Source organism: Periweissella ghanensis (assembly GCF_918814755.1).
GTDB classification, from domain to species: Bacteria; Bacillota; Bacilli; order Lactobacillales; family Lactobacillaceae; genus Periweissella; species Periweissella ghanensis.
In genome coordinates this window covers 1-23,520 of the sequence record NZ_CAKKNT010000008.1, presented here as the reverse complement: position 1 = coordinate 23,520, position 23,520 = coordinate 1, and the positions used below count along the sequence as shown (strand labels likewise).

Annotated in this window: 20 protein-coding genes; 17 read left to right on the top strand and 3 right to left on the bottom strand. The window is 40.0% G+C overall.

The annotated features are described in order from the left end of the window. The first annotated feature begins 62 nt into the window (after positions 1 to 62). The 3 genes from lepB (at position 63) to LQZ76_RS04010 (ending at position 2,063) form a co-directional block, all read left to right on the top strand. Positions 63 to 680, top strand: a complete 618-nt coding sequence (lepB, locus tag LQZ76_RS04020) for a signal peptidase I (RefSeq protein ID WP_230098481.1) — start codon at positions 63 to 65, stop codon at positions 678 to 680. A gap of 153 nt (positions 681 to 833) precedes the next feature. After that, positions 834 to 1,166, top strand: a complete 333-nt coding sequence (locus tag LQZ76_RS04015; protein ID WP_230098480.1) for a DMT family transporter — start codon at positions 834 to 836, stop codon at positions 1,164 to 1,166. A 153-nt stretch (positions 1,167 to 1,319) separates the two neighbouring features. Next, positions 1,320 to 2,063 carry a transposase gene (locus LQZ76_RS04010; protein WP_230098479.1) on the top strand — a complete coding sequence of 248 codons (744 nt, stop codon included), beginning with the start codon at positions 1,320 to 1,322 and terminating at the stop codon, positions 2,061 to 2,063. Positions 2,064 to 2,253: 190 nt separating this feature from the next. On the opposite strand, the gene LQZ76_RS04005 is transcribed toward LQZ76_RS04010, so the two are convergent. Further along, positions 2,254 to 3,072 (bottom strand): LysR family transcriptional regulator, encoded by an 819-nt coding sequence (locus LQZ76_RS04005; protein ID WP_230098478.1) that lies wholly within the window; start codon positions 3,070 to 3,072, stop codon positions 2,254 to 2,256. Between the two features lie 117 nt (positions 3,073 to 3,189). Between LQZ76_RS04005 and LQZ76_RS04000 the strand changes: the two genes are divergently transcribed. The 3 genes from LQZ76_RS04000 (at position 3,190) to topA (ending at position 7,448) form a co-directional block, all read left to right on the top strand. Continuing rightward, a complete protein-coding gene (locus tag LQZ76_RS04000) occupies positions 3,190 to 4,188 on the top strand; it encodes a YeiH family protein (protein WP_230098477.1) in 999 nt (332 codons plus the stop codon). A 94-nt stretch (positions 4,189 to 4,282) separates the two neighbouring features. Continuing rightward, entirely contained in the window at positions 4,283 to 5,152 is an 870-nt protein-coding gene (dprA, locus tag LQZ76_RS03995) for a DNA-processing protein DprA (protein ID WP_230098476.1), read from the top strand. 124 nt (positions 5,153 to 5,276) lie between these two features. Continuing rightward, entirely contained in the window at positions 5,277 to 7,448 is a 2,172-nt protein-coding gene (gene topA / locus LQZ76_RS03990; RefSeq protein ID WP_230098475.1) for a type I DNA topoisomerase, read from the top strand. Between the two features lie 93 nt (positions 7,449 to 7,541). Here topA and LQZ76_RS03985 read toward each other — a convergent pair whose 3' ends face one another. Together LQZ76_RS03985 and LQZ76_RS03980 are read right to left on the bottom strand one after the other, a co-directional pair. Beyond that, positions 7,542 to 8,168, bottom strand: coding sequence for a hypothetical protein (locus tag LQZ76_RS03985; protein WP_230098474.1), 627 nt, complete (start codon positions 8,166 to 8,168; stop codon positions 7,542 to 7,544). Positions 8,169 to 8,192: 24 nt separating this feature from the next. After that, a complete protein-coding gene (locus tag LQZ76_RS03980) occupies positions 8,193 to 8,825 on the bottom strand; it encodes a hypothetical protein (RefSeq protein WP_230098473.1) in 633 nt (210 codons plus the stop codon). A gap of 220 nt (positions 8,826 to 9,045) precedes the next feature. On the opposite strand from LQZ76_RS03980, the gene LQZ76_RS03975 reads away from it, so the two are divergent. From LQZ76_RS03975 to LQZ76_RS03925, 11 genes are all read left to right on the top strand, one after another. Then, positions 9,046 to 11,007 (top strand): cation:proton antiporter, encoded by a 1,962-nt coding sequence (locus tag LQZ76_RS03975; protein ID WP_230098472.1) that lies wholly within the window; start codon positions 9,046 to 9,048, stop codon positions 11,005 to 11,007. Position 11,008: 1 nt separating this feature from the next. Beyond that, positions 11,009 to 11,476: a PTS glucose transporter subunit IIA gene (locus LQZ76_RS03970; protein ID WP_230098471.1), complete on the top strand. Its 468-nt coding sequence runs from the start codon at positions 11,009 to 11,011 to the stop codon at positions 11,474 to 11,476. Between the two features lie 3 nt (positions 11,477 to 11,479). Continuing rightward, the gene (locus LQZ76_RS03965) at positions 11,480 to 11,929 is read left to right on the top strand and encodes an acetyl-CoA carboxylase biotin carboxyl carrier protein (protein ID WP_230098470.1); all 450 of its coding nucleotides are present in this window, start codon (positions 11,480 to 11,482) and stop codon (positions 11,927 to 11,929) included. A gap of 26 nt (positions 11,930 to 11,955) precedes the next feature. Further along, on the top strand, positions 11,956 to 12,771 hold the full coding sequence (gene recO / locus LQZ76_RS03960) for a DNA repair protein RecO (protein ID WP_230098469.1): 816 nt from the start codon (positions 11,956 to 11,958) through the stop codon (positions 12,769 to 12,771). A gap of 315 nt (positions 12,772 to 13,086) precedes the next feature. After that, entirely contained in the window at positions 13,087 to 14,916 is a 1,830-nt protein-coding gene (dnaG, locus tag LQZ76_RS03955) for a DNA primase (protein ID WP_230098468.1), read from the top strand. Positions 14,917 to 14,936: 20 nt separating this feature from the next. Continuing rightward, the gene (gene rpoD, locus LQZ76_RS03950) at positions 14,937 to 16,055 is read left to right on the top strand and encodes an RNA polymerase sigma factor RpoD (RefSeq protein WP_230098467.1); all 1,119 of its coding nucleotides are present in this window, start codon (positions 14,937 to 14,939) and stop codon (positions 16,053 to 16,055) included. Between the two features lie 223 nt (positions 16,056 to 16,278). After that, positions 16,279 to 18,333 (top strand): DNA topoisomerase IV subunit B, encoded by a 2,055-nt coding sequence (gene parE, locus LQZ76_RS03945; protein WP_230098466.1) that lies wholly within the window; start codon positions 16,279 to 16,281, stop codon positions 18,331 to 18,333. A gap of 34 nt (positions 18,334 to 18,367) precedes the next feature. Then, entirely contained in the window at positions 18,368 to 20,815 is a 2,448-nt protein-coding gene (parC, locus tag LQZ76_RS03940; protein ID WP_230098465.1) for a DNA topoisomerase IV subunit A, read from the top strand. A gap of 162 nt (positions 20,816 to 20,977) precedes the next feature. Then, a complete protein-coding gene (locus tag LQZ76_RS03935; protein ID WP_230098464.1) occupies positions 20,978 to 21,949 on the top strand; it encodes a LysR family transcriptional regulator in 972 nt (323 codons plus the stop codon). A 69-nt stretch (positions 21,950 to 22,018) separates the two neighbouring features. Beyond that, positions 22,019 to 22,345, top strand: coding sequence for an immunity protein CdiI family protein (locus tag LQZ76_RS03930; RefSeq protein WP_230098463.1), 327 nt, complete (start codon positions 22,019 to 22,021; stop codon positions 22,343 to 22,345). Between the two features lie 113 nt (positions 22,346 to 22,458). Then, complete coding sequence (locus LQZ76_RS03925; RefSeq protein WP_230098462.1) at positions 22,459 to 23,379, top strand: manganese-dependent inorganic pyrophosphatase; 921 nt, start codon at positions 22,459 to 22,461, stop codon at positions 23,377 to 23,379. The last annotated feature ends 141 nt before the right edge of the window (positions 23,380 to 23,520 follow it).

Below are 23,520 nucleotides of genomic sequence, written 5' to 3'. Positions count from 1 at the left end.
TACCGCGTTTACAAGCACAATGCTACTAAGCGTATAATAAATCGTCATAAAGGAGTTTATTGATGAAAGGATTAAAAAAGGTATTTGAATGGGTTATCCCAATTGTTATAGGGGTCGCCATCGCCTTCTTTGTTAAAGATAACTTTTTATCAGTGGTTAAAGTTGATGGCACATCAATGCAACCAAACTTACAAAACCGGCAATCATTGGTATTATTGCACAAAGCGCAAATCAAACATGATACGGTAATTGTTTTTGATGCTAAAGAAGTTGATCCCCAAGCCAACGGTCAAAACATTGATTATGTTAAGCGGGTTATTGGTTTACCAGGTGATTCAATTCGTTATAGTGCCGATGGTAAATTATTCATCAACAACAAGCAATTCTCACAAAGTTATATTAGTAAAGATCAACAAAATGCGGGGACGCTTAATATGTTAGGGCAATCATTCCCCGGCTTTACGCTAACGTCATTAGCCGAAGTTCACAAATGGACTTTTAAAGCTAATGCTAATAACGTCATTCCGCAAGGCTATTACTATGTAATGGGTGATCACCGTTCCGTATCAAATGATAGTCGTTATTGGGGCTTGGTACCAAAGAGTCAAATCTTAGGGGTGGTTAAAGCATTCCCATGGCAAGCCCACCACGAAATTATTAACAGTTATAAAGCTAACTAATAACCATAAAAAGAAGTCTGTAGGGGTAACCTTGCAGACTTCTTTTTTATGTATACTGGCTTAGTAAATGATACTAGAACTTTACAGATTATTGCATCTAAGCCATTTAAAATATGCTATCGTTAAAAGATAAATTTATAATGAGGTATTATTATGGTCTATGTTTCATTGGGAGTGGCGATTGTTTCGGAATTGATTGCAACATCGTTATTGCGGGTTAATGCCACGAATGCGGGCTTTAATCCGTTATTATTACTTGGAATTATCGTCTTTTATTGCATCAGTTTTTATTCGCTTGGACAATCATTAACAGTGATTCCAACAGGGGTGGCCTATGCAATTTGGTCAGCCGTCGGCATTGTGATTTTAACGGTATTAGACCGCGTTGTCTATCATACGCATTTTATGTGGCAGGTCTATGTCGCATTGGCCTTGATCGTTTGTGGCGTTATTTTACTTAATTTATATGCGCCTAGTCACGGTTAATTAAATAACACAAAAAAATTCGAAGTCATCATGAGATGATTTCGAATTTTTGGTATTTATTGCTTTAAGGGCGAAAGACACGGTATTAAGATACAAGATTTTGGGGTACTACAAGTTGTTGAAAATATTAAAAACCTTGTTAATAAAACGATTGTGATTTCTAAATTAAAGCTAAAAGGCAATGGACACTACGAATTACAATTAGTGATTCGTGAACAAGTTACGCGTAAGCAACCTAATAGCAAAATCGGCGTTGATTGGAATATGAAAGATAATAAAATTTTTCATACTTCAGCGGATCAAACGCATTATCTTGCCACTGCGATTGCAGACCAAGCAGATTATTTAGAAACCCAAATTAATACTTTAAAATCCAAGCGCGATAAGATGATTTGGTTGAAGCTCACTAGTCAACAGTTGATTAAGCTAAATCAGCAGATTAAATATTTAAATATTAAACGGACCAACATCTTGGATGAAGCTTATAAAAAATTAGCACGGGCGCTGTTCCAAGCTACCGATTTAGTTGTTGTTGAACAACTAGATAGTAAAGAAATGCGGGCGGTAAAGCGAACCAATACGGGGTTAAACCGGAAACTCGCAAAAATCAAACCGTATCGGCTCATGGAATTAATTGAAATGCGAGCTAATAAAACTGGTAAAACGTTGATTCGCGTTGATAGTTACAAAACATCACAAGTCGAATATGGTACTGAATTTGAAGAAAAGCATTCTGTTACAGTCCGTGAATGGGTATCTAAATACACTGGTAATATGATTTCACGAGATTTAAATGCCGCTAAAAATATTTTGGCATGGGGCTTATCTCCAGAAAAACACATCAAATTAAAAGACTACCCAGCAATTAAGCCAAGTAGTCTGGTTGCAATAAACTAGTTTTAAGATAGGCGAGACAGAACCTAGTCGTCTTGAAAGGCTTTGAGGACGGATATGTGCGTATCACTTTGAGCGTGCAAAACAAGTGCGATATATCCAACGATTTCCTATGCTGAAACCACTCGTCAGAGTGCATTGCCTAAACGTTTTCAATTAAAAATTGAAGCTCGTTCATTCATGGACGAGTAGTTCACAAGCTAAATTCACTAACGATTTGATTAATCGTATTCATAATTAAAGGATGTTTACGATCACGACTAGTCAATAAATAGAAGTTACGATTGAAGGTTTCATCAAGTTCTTGATAGGGAATATTCTTTGGCAAGGCATTAATTGAAACAATTGACTTACCAATACCGGCTGCAAGGAGAGCCACAATAATATCATTGTTGGCAATCGTAACTTGTTTTTCAGGCCGTAAATGGTTGGCCTTGAAGTATTGTTGCGTGAAATGATAAACGCCAGAACCAGCTTCGCGGACTAACCATAAATTATTTCCCAAGTCACCAGCCAAGACTAATTGATCATGCATCATAATATGACTAGCGACGTTATTGTTAACAATGGGCTTTTCAATTAGCCCCATATCAATTTGATGTTGGCTCAATAGTTCTAGGACTTGGTCGGAATTGTGCATTTGAATTTCAATATCAAAATTGGCATTCTGCGCTAAAATGAAGGGTAATATTTTAGGTAAGTAAATGGCACCGGTTGTATGCGAAACCGCGATTTTAAACGGGATTTTTGGCTCGCTGTGTGTGCGGACATCTTGCTCAACTGCCTCCCAATCGGCCATGATTTTAAGCGCTTTATCATAGATGCGTCGGGCAATTTCGGTGGGTACAACTTCACTATGCCCGTTACGAATAAAGAGCTGCGTATCAAAGTGGTTTTCAAGCTGTTGAATATGATTACTGACAGTTGGTTGGGAAATAAAAAGTTGACGGGCAGCGTTTGAGAAATTTTTGGTCTCATAGACCGTAATAAAGGTCGTTAAAAGTCTAAACATAGTAAATCCTTCGTATTAAGAATCCTGATTGATTGTATTAAATAAATAAATTTTACAAATCATCCTTTGCATTTTACACTATATATTGTAAGTTTTTTAGAAAGAGGGTTTAATTATATGAAAATTAAACGCACAATGATTTTAGGTATTATTGTTACACTTATATTATCAGTCGTTTCAAAGTTTTTAGCGACTTTTTTGCCTCAATTAGGGGCCGAATCAATTGCCATGATTTTAGGGATTATCCTTGGAAACACAGTCTTTACTAATAAGCGGTTTGCCCCGGGGATGAAATGGGCCGAAAAATATCCGATTGAAATTGGGATTGCGTTACTTGGGTTAACCGTCACGTTTAAAACCATTGAAAATCTTGGAATTAACGGGATTGCCTTTATTTTGATTCAAATGGTCTTAACAATTGCCGTCGTCTTATTCATGGGTGGCCGGTTGTTTAAAGTTTCCAAAGAATCAGCAATGCTTATGGGAGCTGGGAATGCGGTGTGTGGATCAAGTGCGATTGCTGCTGTTGCCCCAGTAATTGGTGCAGATGACGATCAGCGTCGGACATCAGTGGCGACAGTTAGTTTGACAGGGGTCTTATTATTACTTGTCTTACCATTACTTGGACCACACTTAGTTGGTCACAATAACGTTTTATTAGGGGCGTTAGTTGGTGGCACGGTGCAATCAGTTGGCCAAGTTGTTGGGACGGCGGCCTTAATTAACCCAACAGTCGTAACGTATGCAACCATTTTCAAAATGTTACGCATTATCATGTTAACGGTAATTGTTTTGGTGTTTGCCCGCATGGCACAAAAAAACCAAGCGGTAGCAGATGGTCAAGTTGCAAGTGCTAAAAAATTCAATGTGCCTTGGTTTATCATCGCCTTTGTCATTTTCTTATTACTCAACAGTTTTTTACCATTACCACATGTTGTAACGGGTAGTGCAAAAGAAATCGCTAGCTTCTTTGGGATTGTCAACTTAGCTGGGATTGGTTTGAATTTGAAATTCAAGACAATCAAGGATTCAGGGGTGCGCTTCTTGAGTTACGGTTTTGTAACTGGAGTCTTCCAAGTTGTCTTAGCGGTAATTTTAATTAAAGTACTATTTTAAATAAATTCTTTCTATATTAAAGGGCAATTTTCAATGCGAAAATTGCTCTTTTTTCGTACTCTAATTAGCAATTAAAACTAAAGGAGTTATCGCAATGAAATTACGGGATTTTCTATTACAGTTGAGTTTGACGCCGGGTTTGGGGCCAAAACAGTTAACCTACTTAGCTACGTGGTTAATGCAACATCCCCAAGTACCATTACCACTTAGTTGGGCCTTTATTTGCCAATTACTAACGTTACCACCTAAGCAAGCCGAGCGTGGTCGGACATATTATGGCACTCCGGCCCAATACCAACAAATGCAACAGCAATACTCGTATTTGGCATTGTGTGATGCTAGTTATCCAGTCTTACTGCGTGAAATTTATCAACCACCTGTGATTTTGTATTACGATGGTGATCTCCGAGCCTTAGAATTACCGTTAGTTGCCCTTGTGGGGGCCCGTAAAATAACTAATTATGGGCGGCAAGTCATAAGTGATATCATTAAACCACTACAAACCGCGGGGGTGGGCGTTGTGAGTGGGTTAGCTATGGGTGTTGATTATGTTGTCCATCAGCAATGTCTTAATCACCGGGCTGTGCCGATTGCAGTGATTGGCACGAGTTTGGATTTGGCCTATCCACGCAGTTCACAGGATTTACAAGTGCAAGTGGCTCGGCAAGGATTAGTGCTAAGTGAGTATCCAATTGGTACCGGACCACGTAAACACCATTTTCCAGCCCGAAATCGGATTATTGCTGGTTTATGCCAGACAACGGTGGTGATTGAAGCCGCGGAAAATTCAGGAAGTTTGATTACGGCTAACTTAGCGTTACAGGAAAATCGGAATGTCTTAGCAGTCCCCGGGCCAATTAATGCGCCAATGTCGGTGGGGTGCAATCAATTGATCGCTATTGGCGCAGGGTGTGTATTAGCTGGCGAAGACATTTTAAATGAAATTCGGCTTAATAATCGGTAAATTAACAGGTTATTTTGTAATAAGTACGGATTATTTTTGACAATTTTTAGTTTTTTGTGTTATCGTGCTAAATGACCAATTTATTTACAAAGTCGAAATATAAAATAAATTATTAGGAGCATTCATGGCGACTACGACTAAAACAGCGACTAAAGCTGCCCCAAAAGAGGGGACAAAACCTGCCACAAAAGCAGCAACGAAACCAAAAACAACTAAAAAACCTGTTAAACGCAAAAAAAACTTGGTAATTGTGGAATCACCTTCAAAAGCCAAGACGATTGAAAAATATCTCGGTAGCACATATAAAGTCGTGGCTTCCTTAGGCCACGTCCGTGATTTACCAAAATCCCAGATGGGGGTTGATACCGAAAATAACTTTGAACCTAAATATATCTCAATTCGCGGTAAAGGGGATGTTATTAAAGGTCTCCGTAAAGAAGCTAAAGCTGCCAAACAAGTCTTTCTCGCAAGTGACCCGGACCGTGAAGGGGAAGCAATTGCTTGGCACTTAAGTTACTTACTTGGCTTAAGTCCTGAAGACAAAAACCGGGTTGTCTTTAACGAAATCACCAAAGACGCTGTTAAAGATGCCTTTAAAACACCTCGGGCGATTAATATGGATCTAGTTGATGCCCAACAAGCCCGCCGGGTTCTTGACCGCTTGGTTGGTTATTCAATCTCACCAGTCCTTTGGAAGAAAGTAAAAAAAGGTCTTTCAGCCGGACGGGTGCAATCAATTGCGTTAGACTTAATTATCAAGCGGGAACGTGAAATTGAAGCGTTTGAACCAGAAGAATACTGGACCCTTGATAGTGAATTTAAGAAAAATCGCACGAAATTTAAAGCAACTTTCTATGGTTTAAATGGAAAGAAAACGGCCGTACCTGATAATGATGCGGTCCAAGCAATTTTGAAGCAACTTGATCAACAAGGTGACTTTGATGTCCTTGATGTCGTTAAAAAGGAACGCAAACGTCAACCACAACCACCATTTACGACTTCAACGATGCAACAAACGGCCAATACGCAATTGAATTTCCGAACGCGTAAAACCATGATGGCGGCCCAACAATTGTATGAAGGAATTAATTTGGGTGGTAAAGAAGGAACCGTTGGATTAATTACGTATATGCGGACGGACTCAACACGGATTTCAGCGGGGGCAAAAGCTGAAGCAGCCCAATTTATTCATGATGAATATGGTGAAGAATATGCTGCCACACATCCCCGGTCAGTAAAATTACAAGAAGGGGCGCAAGATGCCCACGAAGGTATTCGGCCAACTTCTGTTTTACGGACCCCAGAAGCCGTTAAAGATAAGTTAACGAATGACCAATTTAAATTGTATTCATTAATCTGGTCACGGTTTGTGGCTAGTCAAATGACCCCGGAAATTTTGGATACGATGACGGTCACGATTGCCCAAAACGGGGTAACGTTCCGGTCAAATGGTTCAAAGACTAAATTTGCGGGATTTACTAAAGCCTATGCCTCAGCCAAGGAAAAGGATAATGTCTTACCGGACCTTGAAGTTGGGGATGCGGTGCAATTAAGTAAAATTGATCCGGCTCAACACTTCACACAGCCACCTGCGCGGTTCTCTGAAGCAGTGCTAATTAAGGCACTTGAAGAAAATGGGGTTGGCCGCCCCTCAACGTATGCACCAACGTTGGATACCATCCAAAAACGGAATTACGTTAAGTTAGAAGCTCGCCGGTTTGAACCAACCGAATTGGGGATGATTGTTGAAGATGTCATCAAAGACTTCTTCCCTGATATTATCGATATTAAGTTTACAGCTAATATTGAAGAACAACTTGATAATGTTGAAGTTGGTAAAGAGCAATGGGTGAAAGTCATTAGTGATTTCTTTGGTCCTTTTGAAGAAGAAGTTCATAAAGCCGAAGAAAACCTTGAAAAAATCACCATGAAAGATGAAATGGCTGGTTTTGATTGTGATATCTGTGGCGCGCCGATGGTTGTTAAACTTGGCCGCTTCGGTAAATTCTATGCTTGTTCCCGCTTCCCAGACTGTCGTAACACTAAGGCGGTCGTTAAGGAAATCGGTATGGTTTGTCCGGTATGTCATGAAGGACAAGTTATTGAACGCAAGTCACGCCGCAATCGGATTTTCTATGGTTGTTCCCGTTATCCTGATTGTGATTTCACTTCATGGGATAAACCATTGAACCGAAACTGTCCAAATGACGGCCACTTCTTAGTTGAAAAGAAGGTTAAGGGTGGTAAGCAAGTTATTTGTCCAAACGGCGATTATGAAGAAGACGTACAAAAATAAACGTGCACGCTAATAAGCACTTTGCGATATAGCAGGATACTAAAATACCCCGACTGAATGTTGAAATTCGGCCGGGGTATTTATTTTGGTTACCTAATTGGGTAAAATTTGTGAACCATCGTAATTAATGACGTCTGGATAATCGGCTGCTTGGGTATAAGCAGTGAAGCCTTTTTCAGGATCATTTAAAAATTGTTCAAAATCGCGGTAATTTTCCAAGGAATAATTTTGAGCTTTCGGGAATAATTTGAGATCATCAATTACTTGCCAACCCCAATCAGCCATCGCACCTCGAGCAATTGCTAAGTAGAGCCGTAACGAACTAACGCGGTATTTAAACGTATGCTCAGGGGTTTGAATTTCCAGATACGTGGCATACGTGTTTAACAAGGTACCAGCATTTAAATCACCCCCTTGGGTCAAAGCGTTCCCAAAGGCTCGTAAGATCCCGACGTGGATTGTGATGTGGTTGGGATCAAGGGCTAAGCTGTTAGTCGTTTGATTATACACCCGGTAAAAAGTTAATTTATCAGCTGCTAGCGAGATGTGTGGTTCGGGGATATCAAGCCCTTTGGTGATGATACCAATTGTTAACGTCGTAATGGCTTGGTCTAGAATATAGTGGGCCTTAGAACCAATCCGTTTATTGGCATTTTCGGGATAAAATTCACCCGCTAAGTCCACAGTAACTTTAAAACTTTTTTCAAATCGTGATGACATAGGGCGCTCCTTGAGTAAATTTAGTTATTTAACGATTGCCGTGCCATCGTAATTGGCAACTTCTGGATACCTAGCGGCCACGGCATATTTAGTGAAACCATTTTGAGGATCATTGAGGAAATTCTCAAATTCGCGATAGTTTCCAGCAGGGTATTTTTGGACGTGGGCAAATAAGTTTAAATCATCAATAATATCCCAACCACAATTTGCTAAGGCCCCGTGAGCAATTGCAAGGTATAAGCGGAGGGAACTAACCCGTAAGCTAATGGTTTGGTCTGGTGTCTGAATTTCTAGATAGGTAGCATACGTATTTTGCAAGCGACTACCAAGCCCACCCATGTTAAAGGTACCGCCTTGGGACAAAGCATTACCAGTTGACCGTAAAATCCCAACGTGTAAAGTCACGTGTTCAGGATTGAGGGCAATGGTCTTAGGTGTTTGATCATTTACGTGGTAGATTGTTAATTCATTAGGCTGGATACTAACGTGTGGTATTGTGGCATCGATCCCTTTAACAATTGTCCCAAACGACAAAATAGTGACAGCTGAATCTCGTAGATAATTAGGTTTCGTCCCCATACGTTTTTTGGCATTTTCAGGATAAAACTCACCCGCCAAATCGACAGTAGTATTGAAACTTTTTTCAAATTGAAGCATAGTTAGACCTCTCTTAATTAGATTAATTAATAGTATGAGAACTATTAACTAATTTTAACACTTTTGTAAGCGGATACATAAATAGAAAGGTGCAATTAAGGTGTAAAAATGACCTTTTTCACGAGCGGCGAACATGCGTTCTCGTTGCACTAAACTTAAGCTTTTATCGAAGTTGCTCGCACTCTGTTATAATATTCCTAAACAACATAAGGAGAATATGATGGAAATATTTTTAATGATAACCATGATCATGGTTACCGGGTTGATTGCAAATGTGATTGGACGCCTGATTACGTGGATTCCACTGGCATTTATTCAAATTGCAGCGGGGATGCTTTTGAGCCTGATTCCACCGCTGGCCCATTTTCAAATGCAGCCCGAGCTATTTTTGTTAATCATCATTGCACCACTGCTATTTAACGATAGTCAAAATACGAAGTTAAGTGAACTCGTCAAGCAAACTAAATCAACGTTTGCTGTCGCGGTCGTTTTAGCAATTATTACGATTGTCGCGATTGGCTTTGTGCTTAATTGGCAATTTGGCCTCTTTACGTTACCCTTGGCGATTACTTTAAGTGCGATTGTTACGCCGACTGATGCGGTGGCGGTAAAGTCAGTTACTATCTCACGCCAAGTGCCAACTGATGTGATGCAAAGCTTAGAATTTGAATCATTGTTTAATGATGCTTCGGGGATTGTGATTTTTGATATTGCCCTAACGGTTTTAGCTACCAATCACTTTTCGTTTGGGAATGGTGTCTTGAATTTCGCCTATGTCTTTTTTGGTGGCTTATTAGTGGGGGTTGTGCTCGGGGCTTTATTACTGTGGTTACGCCTCAATTTGTTAACGCATAATCTTGGCGAAGCAACATTATTAGTCCCATTGAGTATTTTGACACCATTTGCGGTGTATTTATTAGCTGAACATGTGGGTGTATCGGGTATTTTAGCGGTTGTGGCGACGGGGATGCTCCATGCATACCAACAAGCGCGTCTACGCTTGACATCAACGCGTTTGCAAGTCGTTAACAAAGAAGTGTGGACGATTTTAAGTGATACCTTAAATGGCTTCGTGTTTGTTATTTTAGGATTATTGTTACCAAATGTCGTTATTTCGATGACACAAACATCGGTGGCATTAATGCCGTTGTGCTTATTTATTGCCGTTTTGATTTATGCGATGATGCTCTTTGTCCGCTTTATGTTTGTGCGACTTAATTTTGCTGGTCATAATTGGCATGGCCGTGAATCATGGCTCTTTAGTTTGGGCGGTGTACATGGAACAATGACTTTAGCGATGGCTTTTTCATTACCATTAACTCTTGGACAAAAGGCGTTTCCATTTCGCACCGAAATCATTTTCATTGCCGCAGCAGTGATTGTGATTAGTTTATTAGTACCAGCACTGGCATTTCCTTTAGTGTTACCAGCTAAATCAAGCGCATTTACACAAGATGAACTAAAGCAAACGCGTGCTAGTATGATTAATTACGCATTAGATCGATTAAATGATGAAAATTATGATAGTCGGATTCAAACGATGGTTCGCGATAATTTACGCTCGCAAAATGGTTTCTTTACTGGTAATCAAAAGGAATTATTACGCTTGATTGAGGGAATGAATGAAGCGAATGCTGATGCGATTGATGCGGCAGTGCAAGCTGGCATTTTACCACCTGAGGCCAATAAAATCACGAAACGCTTATTAGTTAAATATAAGCATGGCCATTTATTTCATGGTTTATGGGCAGTGGCACAACGGGTTTGGTTTACAAAACGTAGAATTAAGCATATTCAAAGTATGCCAGATTTTGCGGAGCGCGTTGCTAAAATAAAAGCCCAACACCATGAGTTGTTAGATCAGGTTAAGGAAATTTTAACGGAAGCAACAAATACGTACTTAGACGAAGAGCGTACAGCACAAAATCGTGAAGAAATTGCGATGGTTCATCATATTTTCATTCGTCGTTGGAGCCAATATGCTCAACGGACGATTACTGAAGATATGCAAACACAACTTAACGATGCATATGTTCAAGCATTTCAATTTGAATATCAATATTTACAAAATCAATTGAGTAATAATAAGATTTCACAAGGCTTAGCTAAGGAACTGTCAGAACAAGTTTCAAGTTCTGAATTAGTCCAATTTGAAGCCGGACTATTAGATGGGGAGGCGTAAGATGGAAGCAACAAGCATTGTAGCACCAATTAGGGGCTTGATTAAATTAAGTCAAGATTCAAGCGAAAGTCTATTTAGCAGTAATGCGTTGGGTCAAGGGGTGGTGATTTGGCCAACGGACGCTCAATTAGTCAGTCCCATTGCCGGAACGTACTATCAACAAAACGACCATAATATTCAAATTCAAACCGCATTTGGGCGCTGGTTAATCCATATCGGCTTAAATTTTGCGGGAATGACACAAACGCCAGTAAAATATATGTTCAATGATGGGGATGTTTTGGATGCAAATACGCCCCTAGCAAAGATTGATTGGGAGCAAGTAACTAAAGCCCACCTAGATGTTGTGCAGGAAGTAGCCCTTTTGAATTTAGATCAACAAGCTACAATTATTGAATTTACCCCTGGAAATTATCAAACAGGTGGTATAATGGGTAAATTGAATTTAAAAGGAGTGCGCGAAGAATAACTAATGGATTTAAAAGCAATTAGCGAATTACTAAGACAATTTGATGCTAGTAACTTGACGGAGCTGCGCTTAGATGACGCAGAAAGCCATTTATATTTTAGTAAACATGAAACCCCAGCCCCGGTTGTAGCGGATGCCGATAAGGTGGGGGATGTTCCGGTCCCTGATTCACAAGCAACGGTGAATAGTGATCAAATTAATACTACGACACGGACCGAAGATATTATTGCGCCCATTGTTGGGACAGTTTATTTACAACCAGCAGCTAATCAAGCACCATTTAAACAAGTCGGCCAACGGGTCCAAGTTGGCGAAACGGTTGCTTTGATTGAAGCAATGAAGATGATGACCGATATTAAAAGCACAGTTGCGGGTACGATTACTAGTATTAACGTTAACCCCGAGCAGACGGTTGAATACGGGCAAGTGCTATATACGGTCACCGTTGATTAAAGTTTAAACTATTTAGGAGGTTAAGCATGAGTGGCAATGATACGTTTACCGGCATCGTTATGTATCGCAAAAATTATCGTGAAGCTGATGTCTTAGCCAAGGTGTTAACACGGGAAGCGGGTAAGCGGATGTTTTTCTTGAAAAATGGGAAACGGCCAAGCTATGCCTTAGCAAGTGAAACATTACCTTATACGTATGCAATTTACGAAGGCCGGTTGAATCCAACTGGTCTTTCGTTTTTAAATACAGCTAAGCAAGCAACGCATTTTCGCTTACTGAACGAAGATATTGAAGTGAATGCCTATGCGACGTATATTTTGAGTTTGATTGATGCAGCGTTTGAAGACCGTGTAATTATTACCGGGTGGTTTGATCAGATTTTAGCGGCCTTTGCGAAGTTAAATGATCACTTTGATCCTCAAGTGATTAGTCAAATTATTGCGTTGAAGTTATTACCAGATTTTGGGGTCCCATTGCAATTACATGGTTGTGTGATGTGTGGTGAACTTACAGATGAAATGGATTTTTCTGATAAATACCATGGCTTATTGTGTAGTCGGCATTTTGAGACTGATCGTCATCGGCTCCGTATGACACCCAAGGCATTATATTATTTACGGTTATTTAGTTTTATTGATATCACGCAAGTTAATTCAATTAATGTCCGTGAAGAGACGAAGACTGAATTACAACGCGTGATTGATTTAATCTATGATAATACGGTGGGGATTCATGTACGGGCTCGGGGCTTTATTGAGCAAATGGATACATGGCAACAAGCCCTGATTGCGAGTCGGCAGCCTAAAACAACGCCTAATCGCGATGAACCAAATGGAACGTAAGTAAAAACACCAACTGAGAAGCGATGCAATTTGCAGCATTGGCGGCCCATTTGGTGTTTTTTACTGGACTAAAAGCTGGTGGATGGCATTTATTTAATGGGTGTGGTTTACATAATAATAAAATGTTAGATTAATTGCTATATACAACATGCCGACTGAATAACTTAAACGAAAATTGTCAACCCCTTGACAAAAATAATAGACAAACCTTGGGGATGTTGCTATAATAATGATTGAAGTTGAAAATTGATTAAGTCGTGTCCAGTTTTTGGGCACGACTTTTAATGGCTTTAAAAAGAAAGTTGGTGATGGTTATTGGCTACACGCATACCAGAAGAAGTTATTAATCAGGTCCGCACAGCCGTCAATATTACGGATGTCGTTAGTGAATACGTCCAACTTCACAAACAAGGTCGCAACTTATTTGGCAAGTGTCCATGGCATGATGAACGGACACCTTCATTCTCAGTTAATGAACAGAAACAGATTTTTCACTGTTTCTCTTGTGGACGCGGTGGGAATGTTTTTCAATTCTTAATTGAGATGAAAAATCTTTCGTTCCCAGAAGCGGTTCTTGAAGTTGCTAAGATTGCACATATTGATATTGATCAACAGTATCTAGAAGGTGCTAATACTAGTAAGCCAGTTAGTGAGCACGCCGCGTTATATGATTTATATACGGAAGCCGCTAAGTTATACCATCACATGTTGATGAATACGAGTGCTGGTCAAGAGGCATTAGATTACTTACACCAACGGGGACTGAGTGATGAGACTTTAGATTTATTCCATTTGGGCTATGCACCTAAAGAATCATTACTGTTACCATTCTTCCAAGAACGAGGGATTGATTATCAGCTACTTCGTCAAAGTGAATTGTTTGTCGAAAATGAAGACGGCTCATTAAGAGATCGCTTTGTTAATCGTGTATTATTTACAATTCGCAATAGTAATGGTCAGGTAATTGCCTTTTCGGGTCGATCACTGGCTCATGATGAGCAAGCAAAATATATTAATTCACCTGAAAGTGTCTTGTTTAACAAGAGTCAGGAATTGTTTAATTTTGATTTAGCCAAAAATCCGGTTAAACGCAGTAAAGATATTATTTTGTTTGAAGGTTTCATGGATGTGATTGCCGCATTTTCTGCGGGCGTTCAAAATGGGGTGGCGTCCATGGGAACGTCACTAACCGTTGAACAAGTCCAAAAGATTAGTCGGATTGCTAACCAAGTCTTGATTGCCTATGATGGTGATCATGCAGGCCAAGCAGCAACTAAACGTGCGATTGATTTAATCACACAAGTTGCCCCAGCTTTAAAGATTCAGATTATCAATTTACCAGATGGCTTAGACCCGGATGAATATCTACGTAAGTTTGGGGAAACCGAATTTACGAATGCGTTAACCCATGGCTTAGAAACGCCGGTAACGTTTGCAATGCGTTATTTAAAGCAAGGTCGTAATCTAGCTAATGAAGCCGAAAAGCTCGCATACTTAGACGAAGTTCTCAAGATATTAGCAACGGTCGATAATCCATTGGAACGTGATTTGCAAGTTAATCAGTTAGCCACTGAGTTTAACGTTGGGGCCGCCAGTCTTAACGAACAACTAAGCTATTTGATTAAACAAACACCACAGGATAATCAAGCACGGGATGGTAAGCGTACTCGCCAACAGGCTGCTATTTTACCAGAGCCACAACTTAAAGTGCGCAGTCGAACAGAACGAGCGGAACGGACATTGCTGATGTGGATGTTACATGATTGGCATGTCTGGCAAGAAGTAACGTCAATTAGTGATTTTCATTTTACTAAGTTGGAATACGAAACGCTATTCTTGCTCGCACAAGGTTACTGGAGTACCCATAATCAATATGATTTAGGGTTATTCCTTGATTATCTAAATGATAACAATCTGGCACGGGCATTAACGGACTTGGAAAATGACGTCATGATTTCACAACCGTCATTACCAGCTGTTAAGCAACTCGTTGATCAGATTATGAATGTGACACCACTAGCTGATCAAATTAAACACAAAATGCAACAAATTAGCGAAGCACAACAACTTGGGAACAACGAATTGTTAGTGACGCTAACTAATGAATACATCATCTTGTTACGGCAACACCATGCCCAACAATAGCAACCAATAAGGGGGCCCATATGGCTGAAAAGAAAGAGTTTGACCAAAAAGCATTTGATAGCGATGTAAAAGCTTTGATTAAAGAATACAAAGCAACTAAAGAAATCAATTACGATACTTTAGAAAATGAAATTGCTAAAAAACACCAACTCAATGCAGAACAACTTGATGTTTTGATTGAAAAGGTTGAAGATGCCGGTATTTCAATCGTCGATGAAAAGGGTAACCCTTCAGAACACGTCTTAAAGAAGACTAAAGCAACGCCAACTAAAAAAGAATTAGCCGCTGCTGATACTGCCCCTGGTTCAATTAAAATCAATGACCCTGTGCGTATGTACTTGAAAGAAATCGGTCGAGTATCATTGCTTACTGGGGATGAAGAAGTTGCTTTGGCACTTCGAATCGAACAAGGGGATGAAATTGCCAAGCAAGAACTTGCCGAAGCTAACTTACGTTTGGTTGTGTCAATTGCCAAACGGTATGTTGGTCGGGGGATGCAATTCCTTGATTTAATCCAAGAAGGTAACATGGGACTTATGAAGGCCGTTGAAAAGTTTGATTACCGTAAAGGTTTCAAATTCTCAACGTATGCAACTTGGTGGATTCGTCAAGCGATTACGCGTGCCATTGCTGACCAAGCCCGGACAATTCGGATTCCTGTACACATGGTTGAAACAATCAACAAATTAATTCGGATTCAACGCCAATTACTACAAGATTTAGGACGTGAACCTACGCCTGAAGAAATTGGGGCCGAAATGGATATGCCAACTGAAAAAGTGCGTGAAATCCTTAAAATTGCTCAAGAACCAGTTTCATTGGAAACACCAATTGGGGAAGAGGATGATTCACATCTTGGGGACTTTATTGAAGACCAAGACGCGACTTCACCAGCTGATTCAGCCGCGTACCAAATGTTGAAAGAACAACTTGAAAACGTCCTTGATACTTTGACAGACCGTGAAGAAAACGTGCTGCGGTTACGTTTTGGTCTTGAAGATGGTCGCACACGGACACTTGAAGAAGTTGGTAAGGTCTTTGGGGTTACGCGTGAACGGATTCGTCAAATCGAAGCTAAAGCCCTTCGGAAGTTACGCCATCCTTCACGTTCAAAGCAATTGAAGGACTTTATGGACTAATTGAATACAATTAAGCAATCCGGTAGATTCACCTGAGTCTGCCGGGTTTTTGCTTGCGGGTTAGTTAATAAAAGCGTTATGATAGAAGGCATATATTTACGCACTAATAAAAAAAGTGTAAGCTAATTTAGTAAAAGACGATTAAATTAGGAATGTTCGCTTGTCTGTTACAAATAAATAAAATAAAATTAAAAAGATTAATTAAATGAAAGAGGGAATCTAAATGGCGCAAAAACCTGAATACTCAGAAGATTCCATTACCGTCCTTGAGGGCCTCGAAGCAGTTCGTAAGCGCCCTGGGATGTATATTGGTTCAACAGACGGCCGTGGATTACACCACTTAGTCTATGAAATTGTTGATAATGCAGTCGACGAAGCCCTAGCTGGCTACGGTGACACAATTGATGTAACGATCCATGCCGATAACTCAATTACGGTTGTCGATCATGGTCGTGGAATGCCTGTTGGGATGCACGCTTCTGGTAAACCAACCCCCGAAGTTATTTTGACGGTGCTCCACGCGGGTGGTAAGTTCGGTCAAGGGGGTTATAAGACCTCGGGAGGACTCCATGGGGTGGGTTCTTCAGTTGTTAACGCCCTTAGTGAAGCTTTAACGGTTACAATTGTCCGTGACGGGCAAAAGTTTCAAGAAGACTTCGTTAACGGTGGAACGCCCGTGGGCACCCTTGAAAACTTAGGTAAAACTAAGGAACATACAGGGACAACGTTAACGTTTAAACCAGATCCAAAGATTTTCTCAACGACGGTTTACAATTTTAATACGTTAGCGGAACGTTTACGTGAATCAGCGTTCTTATTGAAAAATATCAAAATTACGTTAACTGATGAACGCAATAACCAAGAACGCCACGAAGAATTTTTCTATCAAGATGGGATTAAAGAGTTTGTTTCATACTTGAATGAAGATAAAGAAGTCCTTGGTGATGTGATGTATTTTGACGGGATTAGTCAAAATGTGGAAGTTGAAGTTGCGGCGCAATATAACGATGGCTACACGGAAACAACCTTGTCATTTGTTAATAACGTGCGCACGCCGGATGGGGGAACGCATGAAGCGGGATTCCGTTCCGCTTGGACGAAAGCGTTTAATGATTACGCACGTAAGATTGGCTTGTTGAAAGAAAAGGATAAGAACTTAGAAGGTTCCGATGTCCGTGAAGGTTTAGCAACGGTTATCTCATTACGTGTGCCGGAAGAAATTTTGCAATTTGAAGGGCAAACCAAGGATAAACTTGGTACCCCTGAAGCTCGTTCGATTGTTGACACGGTTGTTAGTGAACAACTAAGTTTCTACTTGATGGAAAATGGTGAATTTGGACAATCATTAATTCGCAAAGCCTTAAAAGCTCGCGAAGCCCGTGAAGCAGCCCGAAAAGCCCGTGATGAAAGTCGTAGTGGTAAAAAACGTGGTAAGCAAGAACGGTTGCTTTCTGGTAAGTTAACCCCAGCCCAATCAAAAAATGCCGCCAAAAATGAATTGTTCCTTGTCGAAGGGGATTCTGCCGGTGGTTCTGCTAAACAAGGGCGTGATCGTAAATTCCAAGCCATCCTACCATTACGTGGGAAGGTCTTGAATACCGAAAAAGCTAAGTTAGCTGACATCTTGAAAAACGAAGAAATTTCAACGATGATTTACACAATTGGGGCTTCTGTCGGGGCTGATTTTAATATTGACGATGCCAATTACAGTAAAGTCATTATTATGACCGATGCCGATGACGATGGAGCACACATTCAAACCTTGCTCTTAACATTCTTTTATAAATACATGCGCCCAATGATTGAAGCTGGCCGAGTGTACATTGCTTTGCCACCGCTTTACAAGTTGTCTAAAGGGGCTGGTAAGTCACAAAAAATTGATTATGCTTGGACCAATGAGCAACTAGCCCAAAAAGAAGCTGATTTTGGTCGCGGCTATGCCTTACAACGGTTTAAAGGGTTGGGGGAAATGAATGCGGATCAATTGTGGGAAACTACGATGGATCCAGAAACGCGGACTTTGATTCGGGTTAAGATTGATGATGCCATGTTAGCTGAAAAGCGTGTTACGACCTTAATGGGTGATAAAGTTGAACCACGTCGTAAATGGATTGAAGAAAACGTCGCCTTTAACTTAAATGAAGAAGACTCAATTCTAGATACAACCCAAACTTTAAATGAAAATGAACCAATTACGGCAGTAACTGAGGTTGAACCAACCGAAGTTGAGCTTGATTTAGGTGATAACGAACCAATGATTACTAGTTGGCAAGATTAAGACAAAAATGAACTACTGATAAAAGGAGAATTCAATGGCTGACAATATTCAAGAATTAGCCTTAGAAGATGTGATTGGGGACCGGTTTGCACGGTATTCTAAATACATCATCCAAGAACGGGCGTTGCCTGATATTCGGGATGGTTTAAAACCAGTGCAACGCCGAATTTTGTATGCCATGAATAAAGATGGTAATACTTTTGATAAGGCCTACCGTAAATCAGCCAAATCGGTTGGTAACGTAATGGGTAATTATCACCCCCATGGAGATTCATCAATTTATGAAGCAATGGTCCGGATGTCACAAGACTGGAAATTGCGGGAACCATTAATTGAAATGCATGGGAATAATGGTTCAATTGATGCTGATCCAGCGGCGGCGATGCGGTATACGGAAGCTCGTTTGAGTAAAATTGCGGGTGAGTTATTACGTGATTTGGATAAAGAAACCGTCGAAATGGTTTTGAACTTTGATGATACCGAATACGAACCAACTGTGTTACCAGCTCACTTCCCCAATTTATTAGTTAATGGGGCCACTGGGATTTCAGCGGGGTATGCAACTGATATTCCACCACACAATTTACGTGAAGTAATTGATGCATTGGTGTACTTATTAGCCCACCCGCAGGCAACGCTAGATGACATGATGGAATTTGTTAAAGGTCCAGATTTCCCAACTGGTGGGATTATTCAAGGGATTGATGGGATTAAAAAAGCCTACGAAACTGGTAAAGGCCGGATTGTTTTACGTTCGCGAACGAAGATTTCCACGATTCGTGGTGGTAAGCAACAAATCGAAGTGACTGAAATTCCATATGAAGTTAACAAAGCCCAATTAGTTAAGAAAATGGATGAAATCCGGCTTAACAAAGATGTCGCTGGGATTTCGGAAGTGCGTGATGAATCTGACCGTCAAGGACTCTCAATTGTCATTGAATTAAATAAAGATGCCAATGCCGATGGGATTTTAGCATATTTATTTAAAAAGACCGATTTACAAATTACGTATAACTTCAACATGGTGGCCATTAATAACCAACGCCCAGAACGGGTTGGGTTATTGACGGCATTACAAGCCTATTTAGATTTCCAAAAAGAAATCATCACGAAACGGACGCGTTTTGATTTAGCTAAAGCCCAAAAACGTCAACATATCGTTGCGGGATTAATCAAAATGATTTCCATTCTTGATGAAGTTGTGACGGCCATTCGGCAGAGTGAAAACCGTAAAAATGCTAAAGAAAACATCATGACTAAATTTGGCTTTACGGATGCACAAGCCGAAGCGATTGTGACCTTGCAATTGTACCGCTTAACCAATACTGACGTGACGCAATTAGAAGCTGAAGCTAGTGAATTAGCAGCCACGATTGCGGAATATGAATTAATCTTGGCTGATCCTAAGGAATTGAACAAAGTTCTCCGTAAAGAACTGAAAGCAATTGCTAAGGAATTCGGTAGTGATCGTAAAGCAGAAATTGAAGCACAAGTTGAAGAACTTAAAATTGATCAAACGGTCATGATTGCTGATGAAGATGTCATGTTATTAGTATCACGCTCAGGGTATGTTAAACGTTCATCAATTCGCTCATTTAATGCCAGTGATGCGACTGAAAATGGGTTGCGTGAAGATGATCAACCAATTTTCCTTGAAAAAGTAAATACATTATCACACGTCTTCATTTTCACTAACAAAGGTAATTTGATTTACCGCCCAGTGCATGAAATTAGCGATGTGAAATGGAAAGACACCGGTGAACACGTTTCACAAACCATTAACGGGCTTGATTCGGATGAAGAAATGTTATCAGTGATGATTTTTGATTCATTAGAAACGGTGGGTAACTTTATCTTAACGACTTCGGATGGTTGGATTAAGCAAACCACTTTTGCTGATTTGACACCTAGTCGGACTTATCGCAAGCGGGCCGCCGTGGCGATGAAACTTAAAGATGCCACCGCCAAAATTGTGTCTGTTAATTTTGTTGCAACGGGCACAACTGGGGTACAAGTTAGTTTACTATCAAATGTTGGATACGCCGTCCAATATGATTTAACCGAAGTGTCTGTTACTGGCGCTCGTACCGCTGGGGTCCGTGCGATGGATCTACGGGACAACGAAATAATTGCTAGTGCGTTAATTGTTAAGGCCACTGATGAGATTGGGATTGTTACTCAACGCGGAGCCTTTAAGCGCATGCCGGTTAGTGATATTGCCGTCACGAGTCGAGCCCGGCGTGGTAGTATGATTTTACGTGAACTAAAAGCACAGCCGCATGAAATTGTCGCCGCTTGCGTGATTGTTGATCCATTAGCACCATTAGAAGTCATTACTAGTCGTAATTTAGTCCATGATATTATTCCGGCTAACTATCCGGTTAGTTCAGGGTATTCAAATGGGACCTTTGTGATTGATATCGATGTTGAAGGGCAACCAATTCGAATGATTAGTAAAATTTTAGCGATGGTTAGCAATTAGGTTCTTAAGTAAGGCTAAAATTATTTAAAAAATAACTAATTTCTTTTTTTTATTAGTTATTTATAGCTTCTTTTATAAATTCAAAGTTAAAATACTTGCTATTAACTTATAGTATAGGTATTATATATAATATAATAACTATATAAATAGGAGTAAGGGACTATGAAGACAACCCAAGAAAATATTTTTTCATCAAAGACATTGTCATACTTTTTACAATTGTCAGAAACGATGAACTATACACAAGCTTCTCAAATTTTGGGAATCACACAACCAGCTTTAACGCAACAAATTAAAAAGTTGGAACGGACAGTGGGGGCACCATTGTTTTATTCAATCGGTAAGAAATTACGCATGACTGACGCTGGGTTAACAATGCTTAATGCAACGCAAGAAATTTACGAATTGCTTAACCGGGCAACTGATGAAATTCAACAATCAACATCTGCTACGCAAGGTGAAATTACGATTGGGATGCTTTCATCAATTGAAGATCGTGTGGTAGAAGACTTCATCATGAACTACTATAAGGATCATCCAGATGTTCGCGTGACGTTCTTTACACTTAGCCGTAAGGAAATCTGGGAACGGCTTGAAAACAATCGGATTGACTTGGCAATTATGTACTTACCAGATGAATCAATTAAAAACTGGAAGCCATACCAAGCTAAGAGCATCATGACAGAAGATTTGTTGTTTGTTCACAGTAATCCAGAATTAGCTGATCTTGATAAGATTCGTTTGAAGGAAACTTTGGGCGAAAACTGGGTAACTTATCCTGAAAACTACTACATTGATCAAACTATTCGTGAAATCTACAAAAACCACTTACTTGATTTACCTAAATCAGTAGCACGTTTTTCAACACCAAACCAAATTTTACGTTTTGCTAAGCAAACTGGTTCATACACAGCATTACCTAAGTCATTTATTACTAGTCACCAAGCTAACTTGGGTGGTAAGACTTTTGCAACGCAATTTGAACCAAGTGTGAAATTTGATTTATCATTCGTTTACCGGACTGATAAGAGTGAAATTCCACGGATTGCTAACTTCTTAACTGCTTTTGATGAGTACTTAGCAGGTCACGGTTATGAAGAACGTTTGGAAATGCTCCAACACGTTGACGATTAATAATTATTATGAAAGGTCCACATACCGCCATGGTGTGCGGGCCTTTCTTTTGTAAAAAAGGAGCGCATTATGGAACAACTTTGTGCCTGTTCACAAATTAAAACTTTAAACATTGAAGCCGATATGGGAGCCGATCCCTTATGGTGTGCGGTCTGTGGTGATAATCTTGATACGTATGATGTCCCACTAACAGCTGATTTACAGGCGGCATTAAATACATGGGCGAATGATTTTGGTAGTTGGGTTGATTGGGAAACTGAACAGTTGATTCCCGGCGAACAATTTACGGAAGTTGCGCACAATCAAGCGGGACGGGTATTAACTACTAAGGTCCAAGCTGAATTGGGCACCGCTTATCAAGTTAATTTCATCCCATCAACAATGTACCAAGCCTAAGATTTAACTAGTTAATTTTGTCGGATTTTAGCAGTTTTTTTGTTGGAGTAATGCTCAAAATTGGCTATAATGGTAATAACAGATTAATAATTTAATAATTGAAGGAGTCAATTATGACCAAGAAACTTGTTTTCGGACACTCAAACCCAGATACTGATGCGATTGTAGCTGCAATTGCTTACTCACACTTGTTGAACCAACTTGGTGAAGAAACTGAAGCCGTGGCTTTAGGAACACCTAACGAAGAAACGCAATTTGCATTGCGTCACTTCGATTATTCAGCACCCCGTGTGATTGCTGCGGCTAAACCAGAAGTCGAAGCGGTTGTATTAGTTGACCACAACGAAAGCCAACAATCAGTTAGCGATTTAGCTGAAGTTGAAATTACTAACATCGTTGATCACCACAAGTTTGCTTTGGAAACAGCAGCTCCATTGTTTATTCGTGCCGAAGCCCTTGGTGCAACGTCATCAATTCTTTTGAAGATGTACAACGAAAACAAAGTTGAAATTCCAGCCCAAATTGCTGGTTTGATGCTTTCTGCTATCATCTCTGACACATTGTTGTTGAAATCACCAACAACGACTGAATTTGATAAGATTGCCGTTAAGACTTTAGCTGAAATTGCCGACGTTGATTTTGAATCATACGGTCTTGAAATGTTAAAAGCTGGTACTAACTTATCAACTAAGACAGAACTTGAACTCCTTGAAGGTGACGCTAAGTCATTTGAAATGGGTGGTAAGACAGTTCGGATTGGTCAAGTTAACACAGTTGACATTGCTGAAGTTTTTGAACGTCAAGCAGCCTTGGAAGAAGTTATGACCGCTGAAAATGCTAAAAATGGCTACGACTTATTCTTGTTTGTTGTTACTAACATCTTAACTTCAGATTCAGAATTATTAGTAGTTGGTGAACCAACCGCACCAGTTGAAGCCGCCTTTAATGGTACTTTAGCTAACAACCGTTTGGCCTTGCCAGGCGTTGTTTCACGTAAGAAGCAAGTTGTGCCACCATTGACAGCTGCGTTCTAATGATAAATTAAAATAAAAAAGCTAAGAAAATAGGTTCTAAGTCAAATGGTACTGATGGACCTAAAAATTGAATAAATCCGTTTATTCGGTTAAGCGACTAGCTCGAAATTCGAGCTGGTCGCTTTTTTGTAATTCATAGCG